The sequence below is a fragment of the Micromonospora olivasterospora genome, from assembly GCF_007830265.1.
Classification (GTDB): Bacteria; Actinomycetota; Actinomycetes; order Mycobacteriales; family Micromonosporaceae; genus Micromonospora; species Micromonospora olivasterospora.
In genome coordinates, this window is the sequence record NZ_VLKE01000001.1 from 6,928,911 (window position 1) to 6,945,737 (window position 16,827).

The 16,827-nt window shown below is 72.3% G+C and carries 6 protein-coding genes and 1 pseudogene; all 7 read right to left on the minus strand.

Annotation, left to right across the window (positions count from 1 at the left end):
* Positions 1 to 26 precede the first annotated feature (26 nt).
* Entirely contained in the window at positions 27 to 476 is a 450-nt protein-coding gene (locus tag JD77_RS31145; RefSeq protein WP_246141166.1) for a hypothetical protein, read from the minus strand.
* 240 nt (positions 477 to 716) lie between these two features.
* Positions 717 to 1,088 (minus strand): ParA family protein, encoded by a 372-nt coding sequence (locus JD77_RS31150; RefSeq protein ID WP_246141168.1) that lies wholly within the window; start codon positions 1,086 to 1,088, stop codon positions 717 to 719.
* Positions 1,089 to 1,617: 529 nt separating this feature from the next.
* The gene (locus JD77_RS31155) at positions 1,618 to 2,313 is read right to left on the minus strand and encodes a recombinase family protein (RefSeq protein WP_246141169.1); all 696 of its coding nucleotides are present in this window, start codon (positions 2,311 to 2,313) and stop codon (positions 1,618 to 1,620) included.
* A 559-nt stretch (positions 2,314 to 2,872) separates the two neighbouring features.
* Positions 2,873 to 15,337 (minus strand): WD40 repeat domain-containing protein, encoded by a 12,465-nt coding sequence (locus JD77_RS31160; protein WP_145777338.1) that lies wholly within the window; start codon positions 15,335 to 15,337, stop codon positions 2,873 to 2,875.
* Between the two features lie 139 nt (positions 15,338 to 15,476).
* Positions 15,477 to 15,650, minus strand: coding sequence for a WD40 repeat domain-containing protein (locus tag JD77_RS32635; protein ID WP_170286617.1), 174 nt, complete (start codon positions 15,648 to 15,650; stop codon positions 15,477 to 15,479).
* A gap of 568 nt (positions 15,651 to 16,218) precedes the next feature.
* Entirely contained in the window at positions 16,219 to 16,458 is a 240-nt protein-coding gene (locus JD77_RS31170; RefSeq protein WP_211372884.1) for a WD40 repeat domain-containing protein, read from the minus strand.
* 13 nt (positions 16,459 to 16,471) lie between these two features.
* Positions 16,472 to 16,827: pseudogene (locus JD77_RS33120) on the minus strand (hypothetical protein); the annotation flags it as partial.

The following is a 16,827-nucleotide window of genomic DNA, read 5'->3' on the forward strand; positions in this document are numbered from 1 at the left end:
CCTAACTACCCGGCCTTGGCCCTAGATCAGTCTCTTGGCCGACGGCCGCGCGGTCGGTCCGCAGGCAGCTGAGCATCCAGAGCTGCCACCACCACCTCGGAGCGGGTAATGCGGCCACCCAGCGACCGAGGACCCGCGCCGATCTGCTGCTGGACCCATCCGACCAGGGTGTCCATCACCTGCAGCTCACCGGCCAGAGGCCGGATCGGCAACTGCACTCTGCGTACCTTTGCCGTCTTGCCACGCTGCGCTGAGGTACGCCATGGGAACGGCTCACCGGCGTCTGCGGCAGCCGGCCGGCGAGCTTCGGCGACCAGCCGGGGTAGATCGGCCAGGTGCGCGCGGAGCGCGTCGAGAACAAGCTCCGTGTTGCTGGTCGAGTTGCGCCGTGCTCGCTCGAACCGGGCCATCAGCGGCGCCGGGACGCTGAGGACCGTCGGGCTGACCGCCAAGGCGGCGGGATCGTCCAGGTCCACCGACAGGTCCGGCATCCCGATGGCGCGGGCACGGCCCGTTGACGCCTCCTCCGGCGAGGGCGCAGACGCTGCCGGCGCAGGAGCGGCGGGAGCAGCCTCGGTGCGGCCGGCGCCGGACGCCGGCGGTTCCTCGGTGGCCGCGGGGGCCGCGGGGGCCGCCTCAGCCCGGGTGGCGGGGGCGGGGGGCGGGGCTGGCTGATTCCGTGTCATCAGGCACGCGCGGGCTGGTCGCCGGCGCGGTCAGCGCCGACACCGCCGAGGTGCCGTCCCTGCCTGCAAGGCCGTCATCAGGCCCTTGCCGTCGTCGCCCACCTGCACGCCCTCCGGTAGCCGCCCGTCGACGGGGACGTCCTCCGGCTTGAGGTAACCGAGGTCCAGGCCGAGGTTGCCCTGCGGGTCGCAGTCGACCAGGAGCACCCGCCGTGGCGAGTTCGCCTGCTCCGCCGCCAGCGCCAGCAGACCTCCGAGGTTGGCGGTGACCGACGTCTTGCCCTGACCACCCTTCCCGTTGAGCACCGCCAGCACGCGGCCGAGGGACGGCCGTAGTCGACGCGACAGCTCCATCGCCGCCGCGAGGTCGGGATCGGCTCCCACCATCTGCCCGAACGTCATCGGTCTGCCTTCTCTCATCGCGCAGGTTGCGTCTTCGGCCGTGTGCACCATGCGACATGCGATACGACGCGCTATAGAGCACGCAACAACGTTCGTCACTCGACAAGCCATATTGTCACCACCAGAGTGGACGGTATGACAAGTCATCTTGTCCAGACGAGTAGGTCAGCTATGTCGCGAGAGCGGGTGAGCACCACGCCGCGGGAAGGCGCACACGATATCGATCGCCAGTTGGTACAGGCCCTTGTTTGCGATCCGGCGTCGCGTATCACGGGACAGACCGTGCACGACAGCGCCGGTACGCCTCAGGAGCGGATCCACCTGCGGCAGCTCACTGCCTTGGTGGCCATCCGCGCAGCGGCGGAGGAGCTGGCGAACACCGCCGCCTCCGAGGCCGCGCGGTGCGGCGCCAACTACCCGGCGATCGGTGAAGCGGCCGGGATGACGCGGCAAGCCGCGAGAACGTGCACTTCTACGGCACCCACTCGGTCGACATCGACGGCGAGCTCGCCCAGCTCGACGCCGACGGCTACCGGCCGCTGCGGCTGCCCGAGGACTCCGCGGCCTCCGCGGTGGGCTGACCGGGTACGGCCGGCGCAACGTTGCTGGCGATGCCCAGCGCCCGGTACAGCGTCGAACGCCCCACCCCGAGGTGCGCCGCGATCGCGGTCACCGACTCGCCCCGGGCCAGCCGGGCCCGGGCGATATCGAGCTGGTCGGCGGTGACCGCGACCGGTCGACCACCGCGACGCCCGGCCGCGGCCGCCGACCGCAGCCCGTCAAGGGTGCGCTCGCGGATCAGCTCGCGTTCCAGCTCGGCCGCCAGCGCGGCGACGGCGAACAGCAGCCGGTCGGCGATGGTCGCGCCGTCGGGCCGGTGCACGCCGGCGCACACCCCCGTCAGGATTTCCAACACGATGCCGCGGGCGTGCAGCTCGTCCTCGACGAACACCAGCAGCTCCTTCATGCTGCGGGCCACCCGGTCCGGCTTGTAGATGACCAGGGTGTCACCGGGTTGGAGCCGGTCCAGGGTGGCGCGCAGCTTCGGCCGCTCGCCGCGGGTGCTCGCCGTCTCGACCACCACCTCGCGGCAGTGGGCGCCGGCCAGGGCATCGAGCTGCGTCTGGTGGTCCTGCCCGCGGGTCGACACCCGCGCGTACCCGACCCGGATCCGGTTGTGCGGTTGCCCGGCGCCGGCCGGCCCGACGGTGGGGACGGTCGTCATGGCGAGCATCGTCTCGGAAACGTCCCGCAACCACGGCGACGACACGCCGGTTCCGGGACGGGTTTCGGGACTCGGCGGCCTGCGGGAACATCGGCGGCCGCGCCCGGTAGTGGATCGTCCCGCAAACGAGCGTTTCCGGGACGGCTGATCCGGCCCGTCAATCCGGCCGTGCAGCCCGCCACCCCAACGCTTTAGCGCCCGATTCCCGGCCGTTGGTCCAACGGGCCGTGCCGGGAACGGACGACATCGCCGAGTACACCGCCCTGCTGTGCTGGCCCGCAAGGAACAGGTGCGGGCCGAACGGCAGGCCATGGTAAGCGCGATGGGCCTGCCGATCGGCAGCGTGCGCACGAGGCAGTCGACGCCTGTGGTGTGCTGGCTTCCGCTGAGCGTCGGTGAGCGGACCGGGATCGTCCGCCGTAGCGGCAATGCCTTCGAGCGGGTCTCGGCCCGTCGTGCGCCCCGGCGGCGGGCAAGCATCCATAGCAGGGGCCCGTACGAAGCCATCCACCGACCCACCATCGAGCGGAGTCAACAACGGCGTCGCTACCTCGTCGATCTACGACATGGACGAGTCCGGGTTGTCGTCCGCATCTTCCATTGGCGAGTCCGGGTCGTCATTCACATCTTCCATTAGCGAGTCCGGGTCGTCATTCACATCTTCCATTGGCAAGTCCGGGTTGTCGTCCGCATCTTCCATTGGCGAGTCCGAGTCATTTTGGGCGGCCAATGCCACAGGTTCGGGGTTGTTTCCAGCGGCAACCCGCCCACCCGGCACGGCAGGCAATCCCGCCAGCCCTGCAGCACCATCTGGCAGGGGCCACAACCGCACCGTCCAGTCCTGGCTTGCGGAGGCCAGCATCCGCCGGCCCGGCCCCGCCTGCCACGACGTCACCCCCCACACCGGGCCGGTGTGGCCTTCCAACGTCTGGAGCAGGCGGCCGTCGGCCGTATCCCAGATCCGTACCGTCCGATCCGCGCTGGCGGAGGCCAGCAGCCGCCGGCCCGATTCCTCCTGCCACGACGTCACCGCCAACACCGGGCCGGTGTGGCCTTCCAACGTCCGGAGCAGGCGACGGTCGGCCGCATCCCAGATCCGCACCGTCCGATCCCTGCTGGTGGAGGCCCGCATCCGCCGGCCCGACGCCTCCTGCCACGATGTCACCGCCCACACCGGGCCGGTGTGGTCCAACGTCTGGATCAGGCGGCCGTCGGCCGCATCCCAGATCCGCACCGTCCGATCCGTGCTGGTGGAGGCCAGCATCCGCCGGCCCGACACCGCCGGCCACAACGTCACCGCCCACACCGGGCCGGTGTGGCCTTCCAACGTCTGGAGCAGGCGGCCGTCGGCCGCATCCCAGATCCGCACCGTCTGATCCATGCCGGCGGAGGCCAGCATCCGCCGGCCCGGCCCCGCCTGCCACGACGTCACCGCCCGCACCGCGCCGGTGTGGCCTGCCAATGTCCGGAGCAGGCGGCCGTCGGCCGCATCCCAGATCCGCACCGTCCCGTCCCCGGCGGCGGAGGCCAGCAGCCGCTGGCCCGACGCCTCCTGCCACGACGTCGACGCGTACACCGGGCCGGTGTGGCCGGTCAGCAGCTGCGGGGACACCACCGGTGGCGGCGTGGCAGCACCGGCGGGAGCCTGTCCGGCGTGCGCGTCCGATTCCGCGGCCGCTGCCTCACCCTGGCCAATCCGGCCGCTCAACTCCCCGACACTGGTCGCGGGCACAGGTGCGGGGTCGTTTCCAGCGGCAGCCCGCCCACCCGGCGCGGCAGGCAATCCCGCCAGCTCTGCAGCACGATCCGGCAGGGGCCACAACCGCACCGTCTGATCCCCGCCGGCGGAGGCCAGCATCCGCCGGCCCGGCCCCGCCGGCCACGACGTCACCGTCAACACCATGTCGGTGTGGTCTTCCAACGTCTGGAGCAGGCGGCCGTCGGCCGCATCCCAGATCCGCACCGTCTCGTCGTCGCTGGCGGAGGCCAGCAGCCGCCGGCCCGACGCCTCCTGCCACGACGTCACCGCCGACACTTCGTCGGTGTGGCCTTCCAACGTCCGGATCAGGCGGCCGTCGGCCGCATCCCAGACCCGCACCGTCCGATCCTCGCCGGCGGAGGCCAGCAGCCGCCGGCCCGACGCCTCCTGCCACGATGTCACCGCGTACACCGTGCCGGCGTGGCCTTCCAACGTCCGGGGCAGGCGGCCGTCGGCCGCATCCCAGATCCGCACCGTCTCGTCCGCGCTGGCGGAGGCCAGCAGCCGCCGGCCCGACGCCTCCTGCCACGATGTCACCGCGTACACCGTGCCGGCGTGGCCTTCCAACGTCCGGAGCAGGCGGCCGTCGGCCGCATCCCAGATCCGCACCGTCTCGTCCCCGCTGGCGGAGGCCAGCATCCGCCGGCCCGGCCCCGCCGGCCACGACGTCACCGCCGACACCGTGCCGGTGTGGCCTTCCAACGTCTGGAGCAGGCGGCCGTCGGCCGCATCCCAGATCCGCACCGTCTCGTCCGCGCTGGCGGAGGCCAGCATCCGCCGGCCCGGCCCCGCCGGCCACGACGTCATCGCCAACACTGTGCCGGTGTGGCCTTCCAACGTCTGGAGCAGGCGGCCGTCGGCCGCATCCCAGATCCGCACCGTCCGATCCCCGCCGGCGGAGGCCACCAGCCGCCGGCCCGACGCCTCCTGCCACGACGTCACCGCCCACACCATGCCGGTGTGGCCGGTCAGCAGCTGCGGGGACACCACCGCCGGCGGCGGCGTGGCAGCACCGGCGGGAGCCTGCCCGACGTGCGCGTCCGACTCCACGGCCGCTGCCTCAACCCGGCCAACCCGGCCACTCAATTCCCCGATACTGGTCGCGGGCACAGGTGCGAGGTTGTTTCCAGCGGCAGCCCGCTCACCCGGCACGGCAGGCAACCCCGCCAGCCCCGCAGCACCATCCGGCAGGGGCCACAACCGCACCGTCCGATCCTCGCTGGCGGAGGCCAGCATCCGCCGGCCCGGCCCCGTCTGCCACGACGTCACCGCCGACACCGTGCCGGTGTGGCCGTCCAACGTCCGGACCAGGCGGCCGTCGGCCGCATCCCAGATCCGTACCGTCCGATCCGCGCTGGCGGAGGCCAGCAGCCGCTGGCCCGACGCCGCTGGCCACGATGTCACCGCCCGCACCGTGCCGGTGTGGCCTGCCAATGTCCGGATCAGGCGGCCGTCGGCCGCATCCCAGATCCGCACCGTCTGATCCCCGCTGGCGGAGGCCAGCATCCGCTGGCCCGACGCCGCCGGCCACGATGTCACCGCCAACACCGGGCCGGTGTGGCCTTCCAACGTCCGGACCAGGCGGCCGTCGGCCGCATCCCAGATCCGCACCGTCTGATCCCAGCTAGTGGAGGCCAGCATCCGCTGGCCCGACGCCGCCGGCCACGATGTCACCGCCAACACCGGGCCGGTGTGGCCTTCCAACGTCTGGAGCAGGCGGCCGTCGGCGGCATCCCAGATCCGTACCGTCCGATCCGTGCTCGTGGAGGCCAGCATCCGCTGGCCCGACGCCGCCGGCCACGATGTCACCGCCAACACCGCGGCGGTGTGGCCTTCCAACGTCCGGACCAGGCGGCCGTCGGCCGCATTCCAGATCCGTACCATCCGGTCGTAGCTGGTGGAGGCCAGCATCCGCTGGCCCGACGCCGCCGGCCACGATGTCACCGCCGACACCGCGGCGGTGTGGCCTGCCAATGTCCGGATCAGGCGGCCGTCGGCCGCATTCCAGATCCGTACCGTCCGGTCGTAGCTGGTGGAGGCCAGCAGCCGCTGGCCCGACGCCTCCTGCCACGATGTCGACGCGTACACCGGGCCGGTGTGGCCGGTCAGCAACTGCGGAGACACCACCGGCGGCGGTGTGGCAGCGCCGGCGGGAGCCTGCCCGACGTGCGCGTCCGGCTCCGCGGCAGCTGCCTCACCCTGGCCAATCCGGCCACTCAACTCCCCGACACTGGTCGCGGACACAGGTGCGGGGTCGTTTCCAGCGGCAGCCCGCCCACCCGGCACGGCAGGCAACCCCGCCAGCCCCGCAACACCATCCGGCAGGGTCCACAACCGCACCGTCCGATCCTCGCTGGCGGAGACCAGCATCCGCCGGCCCGGCCCCGCCGGCCACGACGTCACCGCCCACACCGAGCCGGTGTGGCCGTCCAACGTCCGGACCAGGCGACCGTCGGCCGCATCCCAGATCCGCACCGTCCGATCCTCGCCGGCGGAGGCCAGCAGCCGCCGGCCCGACGCCTCCTGCCACGACGTCACCGCCCACACTTCGTCGGTGTGGCCTTCCAACGTCTGGAGCAGGCGGCCGTCGGCCGCATCCCAGATCCGCACCGTCGAGTCGTCGCTGGCGGAGGCCAGCAGCTGCCGGCCCGACTCGTCCTGCCACGACGTCACCGCCGACACTTCGTCGGTGTGGCCTTCCAACGTCTGGAGCAGGCGGCCGTCGGCCGCATCCCAGATCCGCACCGTCTCGTCCCCGCTGGCGGAGGCCAGCAGCTGCCGGCCCGACTCGTCCTGCCACGACGTCACCGCCGACACTTCGTCGGTGTGGCCTTCCAACGTCTGGAGCAGGCGGCCGTCGGCCGCATCCCAGATCCGCACCGTCTCGTCCCCGCTGGCGGAGGCCACCAGCTGCCGGCCCGGCCCCGCCTGCCACGACGTCACCGCCCGCACCTCGTCGGTGTGGCCTTCCAACGTCCGGATCAGGCGACCGTCGGCCGCATCCCAGATCCGCACCGTCCCATCCCCGCTGGCGGAGGCCACCAGCCGCCGGCCCGACTCCTCCTGCCACGACGTCACCGCCCACACCGGGAGGGTGTGGCCTTCCAATGTCTGGAGCAGGCGACCGTCGGCCGCATCCCAGATCCGCACCGTCCCATCCGTGCCGGCCGAGGCCCGCAGCCACCGGCCCGACGCCTCCTGCCACGACGTCGACGCGTACACCAGGCCGGGGTGGCCGGTCAGCAGCTGCGAGGACACCACCGCCGGCGGCGGCGTGGCAGCACCGGCGGGAGCCTGCCCGACGTGCACGTCCGGCTCCGCGGCAGCTGCCTCAACCCGGCCAATCCGGCCACTCAACTCCCCGACACTGGTCGCGGGCACAGGTGCGGGGTCGTTTCCAGCGGCAGCCCGCCCACCCGGCACGGCAGGCAACCCCGCCAGCTCTGCAGCACCATCCGGCAGGGGCCACAACCGCACCGTCTGATCCCCGCCAGCGGAGGCCAGCATCCGCCGGCCCGGCCCCGCCGGCCACGACGTCACCGTCAACACCATGTCGGTGTGGTCTTCCAACGTCTGGAGCAGGCTACCGTCGGCCGCATCCCAGATCCGCACCGTCTCGTCGTCGCTGGCGGAGGCCAGCAGCCGCCGGCCCGACGCCTCCTGCCACGACGTCACCGCCAACACTTCGTCGGTGTGGCCTTCCAACGTCCGGATCAGGCGGCCGTCGGCCGCATCCCAGACCCGCACCGTCTCGTCCCCGCTGGCGGAGGCCAGCATCCGCCGGCCCGACTCGTCCTGCCACGACGTCACCGCCGACACCGTGCCGGTGTGGCCTTCCAACGTCCCGACCAGGCGGCCGTCGGCCGCATCCCAGATCCGCACCGTCTCGTCCGCGCTGGCGGAGGCCAGCAGCCGCCGGCCCGACGCCTCCTGCCACGACGTCACCGCGTACACCGTGCCGGTGTGGCCTTCCAACGTCTGGAGCAGGCGGCCGTCGGCCGCATCCCAGATCCGCACCGTCTCGTCCCCGCTGGCGGAGGCCAGCATCCGCCGGCCCGACTCGTCCTGCCACGACGTCACCGCCGACACCGTGCCGGTGTGGCCTTCCAACGTCTGGAGCAGGCGGCCGTCGGCCGCATCCCAGATCCGCACCGTCTCGTCCGCGCTGGCGGAGGCCAGCATCCGCCGGCCCGACTCGTCCTGCCACGACGTCATCGCCAACACTGTGCCGGTGTGGCCTTCCAACGTCTGGAGCAGGCGGCCGTCGGCCGCATCCCAGATCCGCACCGTCCGATCCCCGCCGGTGGAGGCCAGCAGCCGCCGGCCCGGCCCCGCCGGCCACGACGTCACCGCCCACACCATGCCGGTGTGGCCGGTCAGCAGCTGCGGGGACACCACCGCCGGCGGCGGCGTGGCAGCACCGGCGGGAGCCTGCCCGACGTGCGCGTCCGGCTCCGCGGTCGCTGCCTCACCCTGGCCAATCCGGCCGCTCAACTCCCCGACACTGGTCGCGGGCACAGGTGCGGGGTCGTTTCCAGCGGCAGCCCGCCCACCCGGCACGGCAGGCAACCCCGCCAGCTCTGCAGCACCATCTGGCAGGGGCCACAACCGCACCGTCTGATCCCCGCCAGCGGAGGCCAGCATCCGCCGGCCCGGCCCCGCCGGCCACGACGTCACCGTCAACACCATGTCGGTGTGGTCTGCCAATGTCTGGAGCAGGCGGCCGTCGGCCGCATCCCAGATCCGCACCGTCTCGTCGTCGCTGGCGGAGGCCAGCAGCCGCCGGCCCGATTCCTCCTGCCACGACGTCACCGCCGACACCTCGTCGGTGTGGCCTTCCAACGTCTGGAGCAGGCGGCCGTCGGCCGCATCCCAGATCCGCACCGTCTCGTCCCCGCTGGCGGAGGCCAGCAGCCGCCGGCCCGATTCCTCCTGCCACGATGTCACCGCGTACACCGTGCCGGTGTGGCCTTCCAACGTCCGGATCAGGCGACGGTCGGCCGCATCCCAGATCCGCACCGTCTCGTCCCCGCTGGCGGAGGCCAGCAGCCGCCGGCCCGACGCCTCCTGCCACGATGTCACCGCGTACACCGTGCCGGTGTGGCCTTCCAACGTCCGGATCAGGCGGCCGTCGGCCGCATCCCAGATCCGCACCGTCTCGTCCCCGCTGGCGGAGGCCAGCAGCCGCCGGCCCGACGCCTCCTGCCACGACGTCACCGCCGACACCGTGCCGGTGTGGCCTTCCAACGTCTGGAGCAGGCGGCCGTCGGCCGCATCCCAGATCCGCACCGTCTCGTCCCCGCTGGCGGAGGCCAGCATCCGCCGGCCCGACTCGTCCTGCCACGACGTCATCGCCAACACTGTGCCGGTGTGGCCTTCCAACGTCTGGAGCAGGCGGCCGTCGGCCGCATCCCAGATCCGCACCGTCCGATCCCCGCCGGTGGAGGCCAGCAGCCGCCGGCCCGGCCCCGCCGGCCACGACGTCACCGCCCACACCATGCCGGTGTGGCCGGTCAGCAGCTGCGGGGACACCACCGCCGGCGGCGGCGTGGCAGCACCGGCGGGAGCCTGCCCGACGTGCGCGTCCGGCTCCGCGGCCGCTGCCTCACCCTGGCCAATCCGGCCACTCAACTCCCCGACACTGGTCGCGGGCACAGGTCCGGGGTCGTTTCCAGCGGCAACCCGCCCACCCGGCACGGCAGGCAACCCCGCCAGCCCCGCAGCACCATCCGGCAGGGGCCACAACCGCACCGTCCGATCCCTGCTGGCGGAGGCCAGCAGCTGCCGGCCCGGCCCCGCCTGCCACGATGTCACCGCCGACACCTCGTCGGTGTGGCCTTCCAATGTCTGGAGCAGGCGGCCGTCGGCCGCATCCCAGATCCGCACCGTCTCATCCCCGCTGGCGGAGGCCAGCAGCCACTCGTCCGGCCCTGCCTGCCACGACGTCACCGCCCACACCGGGCCGGTATGGCCTTCCAATGTCCGGACCAGGCGACCGTCGGCCGCATCCCAGATCCGTACCGTCTGATCCCCGCTGGCGGAGGCCACCAGCCGCTGGCCCGACCCCTCCTCCCACGATGTCACCGCCAACACCGGGCCGGTGTGGCCGTCCAATGTCTGGATCAGGCGGCCGTCGGCCGCATCCCAGATCCGTACCGTCCAACCCATGCCGGCGGAGGCCAGCAGCCGCTGGCCCGACTCCTCCTGCCACGACGTCACCGCGTACACCGGGTCGGTGTGGCCCTGCAATGTCTGGATCAGGCGGCCGTCGGCCGCATCCCAGATCCGCACCGTCCGATCCACGCTGGCGGAGGCCAGCATCCGCCGGCCCGACCCCTCCTGCCACGACGTCACCGCCAACACCGAGCCGGTGTGGCCTGCCAATGTCCGGAGCGGGCGGCCGTCGGCCGCATCCCAGATCCGCACCGTCCGATCCACGCTGGCGGAGGCCAGCATCCGCCGGCCCGACCCCTCCTGCCACGACGTCACCGCGTACACCGGGTCGGTGTGGCCCTGCAATGTCTGGAGCAGGCGGCCGTCGGCCGCATTCCAGATCCGCACCGTTTCATCCATGCTGGCGGAGGCCAACCGCAGGCCCGACTCCTCCTGCCACGACGTCACCGCCGACACCGGGCCGGTGTGGCCGGTCAGCAGCCGCGGAGACACCACCGCCGGCGTGGCAGCACCGGCGGGAGCCTGCCCGACGTGCGCGTCCGATACCGCGGTCGCTGCCTCAACCCGGCCAACCCGGCCACTCAACTCCCCGACACTGGTCGCGGACACAGGTGCGGGGTTGTTTCCAGCGCCAACCCGCCCACCCGGCAGGGCAGGCAACCCCGCCAGCCCCGCAGCAGCGCCCGGCAGGGGCCACAACCGCACCGTCCGATCCATGCCGGCGGAGGCCAGCATCCGCCGCCCCGGCCCCGCCGGCCACGACATCACCGCCGACACCATGTCGGTGTGGCCTTCCAACGTCCGGACCAGGCGACCGTCGGCCGCATCCCAGATCCGCACCGTCTCGTCCCCGCTGGCGGAGGCCATCAGCTGCCGGCCCGACTCGTCCTGCCACGACGTCACCGCCAACACCGGGCCGGCGTGGCCTCTTAATGTCTGGAGCAGGCGGCCGTCGGCCGCATCCCAGATCCGCACCGTCCGATCCGCGCCGGCGGAGGCCAGCAGCCGCCGGCCCGACTCGTCCTGCCACGACGTCACCGCCAACACCGGGCCGGCGTGGCCTCTTAATGTCTGGAGCAGGCGGCCGTCGGCCGCATCCCAGATCCGCACCGTCCGATCCATGCCGGCGGAGGCCACCAGCCGCCGGCCCGACTCCTCCTGCCACGACGTCACCGCCAACACCGGGTCGGTGTGGCCGTCCAACGTCCGGAGCAGGCTACCGTCGGCCGCATCCCAGATCCGCACCGTCTCGTCGTCGCTGGCGGAGGCCAGCAGCCGCCGGCCCGACTCCTCCTGCCACGACGTCACCGCGAACACCGCGTCGGTGTGGTCTTCCAATGTCTGGAGCAGGCGACCGTCGGCCGCATCCCAGATCCGCACCGTCTCGTCCATGCTGGCGGAGGCCACCAGCCGCCGGCCCGACTCCTCCTGCCACGACGTCACCGCCAACACCGGGCCGGTGTGGCCTTCCAACGTCCCGACCAGGCGACCGTCGGCCGCATCCCAGATCCGCACCGTCCCATCCGCGCTGGCGGAGGCCACCAGCCGCCGGCCCGACTCCTCCTGCCACGACGTCGACGCGTACACCGGGCCGGTGTGGCCGGTCAGCAGCCGCGACGACACCACCGCCGGCGGCGGCGTGGCAGCACCGGCGGGAGTCGGCCCGACGTGCGCGTCCAACTCCGCGGCCGCTGCCTCAATCCGGCCAATCCGGCCGCTCAACGCAGCGATGTCGGACACCGATCGGACGTACTCGCTCAGGTCACGCGACCTCCCCCGCGCGAGCCTGAGGTCCCGCAGCCCGTCGAGGTACCGGCCGGACAGCCGATCCAGGACCGACCGCGCCTGGCCGACGTCCTGGCCGCGTTCGGCCGCCTCCACCAACGGCCTCTCAGCGGCTTCAAGTCTGTCAATACGCGCCGCATGGCCACCGACCAGAGCCTCCCACCGCTGGATGAGATGATCGGTGATGGTGGCCGCGCCACCGAGAGCGGCGGCATGCACCGTATCGACGAACAACGGATAGAACGTACCCATTTCCTCATCGGCCGGACCGCCCCGACCACCCGAACCGGGTGACACGAACTCGACCAACATCAACGGCGCGTTTCCGTCGCGTCCCACCACCGGGTGTCCGTACCACCTGCGGTCGCCTCCTTGCTCGACGACCTGGACCCGCACCTGGAAAAGCTCCGCCAACTCGTTGAGGAACCCACCCGAATACACTTCGGCACCGCGCGCAGACCGCAGATCCCGGATCACCACATGATCGGAACCCAGCCGCCCCTCCATCCGGTCCAGCAGCGCCTGCGCCCGTGTCTCCACGTTGTCGAACCCGCGATACTGGCCCGGCCGCACACCATTGAGCGTCTGCGCCAACGAGTCCAGCAAACACAGCAGCCCGTCGCCCCGGCGATCCCCCCGGTGCATCCACTCCGGCAACCCACCCGCCGACGGCTGCCCCCCACCCGGAGCCACACCGTCCGGCCCGGCCACCCACTCGTACACCACCGGAGCATCGCCGGCGTGTGGTGACGGTGCCGGTTGCGGTGGTGGCACGGTTACGCTGGCCTGCCCCGGCAACACCGCCGCCCGAGCCGGCAGCAACCGGATCTGTTCCTCCAACAACTCCCGCGCCAACCCGAACGCGCTCACCGCGGAGAGCAACTCCGCGCTCCGCTGCTCGGACACCCCCGGCACCCGCCCCACCACGTCCACCCGCCGCGGCACCAGCGGCACGTCCAGGGCAGCCCGGAGCCTGGAAACCCGCGCTCGCGGGTCTGCCGGACCGTCCGCCGACCACAACAACGCCACGTCCCCGCCATGATCAGCCAGGAACCGGGTGAACTCCGCCCCACTGCCAGACCGCACGCGGGACAGGTCAGCCTGCCGCCCGCCGGATCCTCGAACCACGACCGGCCCGTCCGATCCCGTAGAGAGGGCCCAGGCGCCCAGATACACCGCCCGCAACACGTCCCGGACGGAGTCCGGTACCGTCGCGCCCTCTCCGGCCAAGACGATCCCCGGTGGCACCGCCGCGGCCCACACCCGCCCAATATGGTCCGCTACCAGGCCTTCCACCTCACCGGTCAACCGCCCAGCCCTCGCGAACGCCGTCACCAACTGCTGACTGTCGCCGTGCCCCGCCCATTCCTCCAGCCGCAGATCGAGCCGATCCGTTACCGCAGCCCCACCCACCCACTCGCGTGTATGCCGGACCAACTCCTCACCCAACGCGACCAGCTGCTCCACCCGCTCACCCATCCGGCGGTGCGCCCGCACCCCTACCGTGCCGGCGGCGTCCGGGGTCGACAGGTCGACCGCCAGCGGATCGGTCACGGTCACATCGGGAAGCATCGCCGTCAGCTCCGGAACCCGAGCCCGCCACTGCTCAGCCGCCCCGCCCGGTTGCAGCGCCGCCGCGATCGGGGGCAACTCGGACCGCACCCGGGTCCAACTCTGCGCCTCGACGAGATTCGACACCTCCCGAGTGCCTACCACCGGCTGGCCGGCGGCCATCTCACCCATCCGCACCGGCCACAGGTCACCCTCCGCCACATGCGCCAACACCACCGGCGATGCCCGCCCACCGAACCCGTGCACCACCACATACACCGGCTCCCGCAACCCCGACTCCACCGGCGGCAACGCACTGTTCAGGAACGTGTCGAACAATGTGTCCACGACCGCCGTGGGATGCACCGGATGCGGCCGCGGCACACCCACCACCAACACCCGCGCGCCATCCGGCACCCACCCCACCGGCCCCACGTCCGGCGTCGCCCCCGCCACACTCTCCCCGGCAAGCAACCCCGCCTGCCGCAACTCCACCACCCGCCACCGACCAAGCCCTGACGACGGCACCGGAGGGAACACCCAATCCCGCATATACGAGGCCGCCCGCTGCCCGAACCGCGCCCAACGCCGGTCCGGCGGCAGAAGATACGGCGCATGCACACCGTGCAATCCCCGCGCCTCCCGGTAGAACTGAGCCGACCGGGCATCCTCCGGACGGATCGGACGCGCGTGGAACTCCCACAGCAACGCCCCACCCGCGAACGTCTCCCGACCCGAGAAATCGACAGGAATCAGACCCTGAGGAACAGACCTCGCCCCCACGCCCGCCACATACCGCGAACGGATCGCTACCGCCCCCGACTGGCCACGCCTTACCCGCAACGCCGCGACCTCGACCACCGTCCGAGGCTCCACCAACGGACCAGCACCATACGGCGACAACTCGATCACCGCCGTCGCAGGCACCTGCACCCCCGGGAGCCGGCCATCAAGCAATCGCCTCACGAGATCCAGCACACCCTCATGCCCGCGATCGCCGAACGCCAGTACCACCCGCCACACCCCACCACGGCCCTGCACCTCGTCCAGCAGTTCATCCGCAGACCGATTCCACGTCCTCTCAACCGCCCTCGCCGACCACGTTTCGGCATCCGTCACCGCCTGCCGCTGCGCCACCACAGACAGACCTCGCGGATCAACCTCAGCGCCCACACCATCCGGATACACCACCACCGCCTCGGCGGGGCCGGCAGCACTGGCGACACCCCGAACCGTCAGGAAACCTGGGGCGGAGCCGGCCGAGTCGGCCGGGACCGTCGGCGGCCGTGCGGTGACTTCCTCGGCGATGCGGTCTGGCGGGACCGATAGTCGCCGGGGCTGACCCGGATCGATCACCCTGTACGGCGCCCCCACGCGACCGTGACCTCTCTGGACCGGATGCAGCAGACCACTGCCGCGCAATACCCCGATCTGGTGATGCACCCTCCTCCGCGGTGTGGATGTCGCCGCGGCGAGGGCGAACCCGCTGGCGGTGATGATCCCGTAGGCGTCCATATGGTCGATCAGGGCGTCCCACAACTGCCGCAGCTGATCCCGCTGCCGTGTTGTGGTGGCGATGTGGTCGGCGTGCTGGTCGAACAGCGTCCGGGCCTCATTCCGGTCGCGCACCCACCGGCTGCCCGCAGCGGGTTGGGGTTGGTCGGGGTGCAGCGGGGCGAGGGTGGTGGGTGGCTCGTCGGCGGGGGAATGAAGGGTGTCGCCGGCGTGGACAGTGCCGGCGTCGGTGCGGGTCACCGCCGGGGAGGGCGCGGATGGTTGCCAATCCATGATGTCCGGCCCCTGGTAGGTGGCCAGGCGCCGAGGTTCCCGCTGCCGTCGCCGGCCTGATCGTCGATGCTCGGCCGGCCGACGGACGTCGCACCGTGCCCAGCGGTCACACCAATGCCGGGCCCGGACACAGGTGCGGGGTTGTTTCCAGCGGCAGCCCGCCACCCGGCACGGCAGGCAATCCCGCCAGCCCCGCAGCACCATCCGGCAGGGGCCACAACCGCACCGTCCGATCCTCGCTGGCGGAGGCCAGCATCCGCCGGCCCGGCCCGTCTGCCACGACGTCACCGCCGACACCGTGCCGGTCCGTCCAACGTCCGGACCAGGCGGCCGTCGGCCGCATTCCAGATCCGTACCGTCCGATCCGCGCTGGCGGAGGCCAGCAGCCACTGGCCCCGACGCCGCTGGCCACGATGTCACCGCCCGCACCGTGCCGGTGTGGCCTTCCAACGTCCGGATCAGGGACCGTCCGCCGCATTCCAGATCCGCACCGTCTGATCCCCGCTGGTGGAGGCAGCAGCCGCTGGCCCGGCCCTCCTGCCACGACGTCACCGCCAACACCTGGCCGGTGTGGCCTTCGTCCGGACAGGCGACCGTCGGCCGCATCCCAGATCCGCACCGTCTGATCCCACTGGTGGAGGCCAGCATCCGCTGGCCCGACGCCGCCGGCCACGATGTCACCGCCAACACCGGCGGTGTGGCCCTCCAACGTCTGGAGCAGGCGGCGTCGGCGGCATCCCAGATCCGTACCGTCCGATCCGTGCTGGTGGAGGCCAGCATCCGCTGGCCGACGCCGCCGGCCACGATGTCACCGCCAACACCGCGGCGGTGTGGCCTTCCACGTCCGATCAGGCGGCGTCGGGCGCATTCCAGATCCGTACCATCCGGTCGTAGCTGGTGGAGGCCAGCAGCCGCTGGCCCGACGCCGCCGGCCACGATGTCACCGCCGACACCGCGGCGGTGTGGCCTTCCAATGTCCGGATCAGGCGGCCGTCGGCCGCATTCCAGATCCGTACCGTCCGGTCGTAGCTGGTGGAGGCCAGCAGCCGCTGGCCCGACTCCTCCTGCCACGATGTCGACGCGTACACCGGGCCGGTGTGGTCAGCAACGGAGACACCGCCGCGGCGGTGTGGCAGCACCGGCGGGACCTGCCCGACGGTGCGCGTCCGGCTCCGCGGCAGCTGCCTCACCCTGGCCAATCCGGCCACTCAACGCCCCCGACAGGTCGACAGGTCCGGGATCGTTTCCAGCGGCAACCCGCCCACCCGGCACGGCAGGCAACCCCGCCAGCTCTGCAGCACTATCCGGCAGGGGCCACAACCGCACCGTCTGATCCCCGCTGGTGGAGGCCAGCAGCCGTCGCCCGACTCCTCCTGCCACGACGTCACCGCCCACACCGTGCCGGTGGCCTTCCAATGTCCGGATCAGGCGGCCGTCGGCTGCATCCCAGATCCGCA

Excerpts from the sequence above, each read along its gene's own strand:
- JD77_RS31150 (WP_246141168.1), bottom strand. The coding sequence starts at position 1,088 with ATGACGTTCGGGCAGATGGTGGGAGCCGATCCCGACCTCGCGGCGGCG.
- JD77_RS31155 (WP_246141169.1), bottom strand. The coding sequence starts at position 2,313 with ATGACGACCGTCCCCACCGTCGGGCCGGCCGGCGCCGGGCAACCGCAC.